The following is a 545-nucleotide window of genomic DNA, read 5'->3' on the forward strand; positions in this document are numbered from 1 at the left end:
GCCCACATTTTCAATTAGGCAATTAATTTGTCAACCGAATACCGTTTTCGGTGATATATTAATGTTGTAATGAGAGAAGGCCGAATGAAAAGTGCCTTCATATTTGAGAGTTATTATAAGGATATATAATGTCTACTGCAATTCCTTCCACCCGTTCTTCCAAGAAGTCTTTCACTGTATACGACGCAATCCCGGATGGTGATTACCCAGCTCGTATCGTCCGTTTCATTGGTCTTGGTGTTCAGGAACAACCTGAATTCAAAGGCGAAAAGAAATCCCCTGCATTCAAAGCTACCTTTGCTTTCGAACTGATTGATGTCGATGCTACTGGCACCGAATATGAAAACGATCAGGACAAAGTAGGTAAAGCAATTGACCCTCGTCCTTCTTGTCAGTTCCTCGATGCGTATCTGTTCCCAGGTGCTGGTCGTGGTAAAATCTTTGACTTAGTTCAGGTACTCGACCCAAGCGTAAAAGAAGTTCCAGGTAATCTGGAATGGTTCATGGATCGTCTTGGTGAAATCGTTAGTGTCCGTGTTGGTTCT

At 42.6% G+C, this 545-nt stretch carries 1 protein-coding gene; it reads left to right on the forward strand.

The window, feature by feature from the left end; translation table 11 throughout:
* Window positions 1-128: 128 nt before the first annotated feature.
* Window positions 129-545, forward strand: a 417-nt coding sequence (locus N1032_RS27340; RefSeq protein WP_259543851.1) for a hypothetical protein, incomplete at its 3' end; no start/stop codon positions are given.

The organism is Herbiconiux daphne (genome assembly GCF_024979295.1).
Classification (GTDB): domain Bacteria; phylum Actinomycetota; class Actinomycetes; order Actinomycetales; family Microbacteriaceae; genus Herbiconiux; species Herbiconiux daphnes.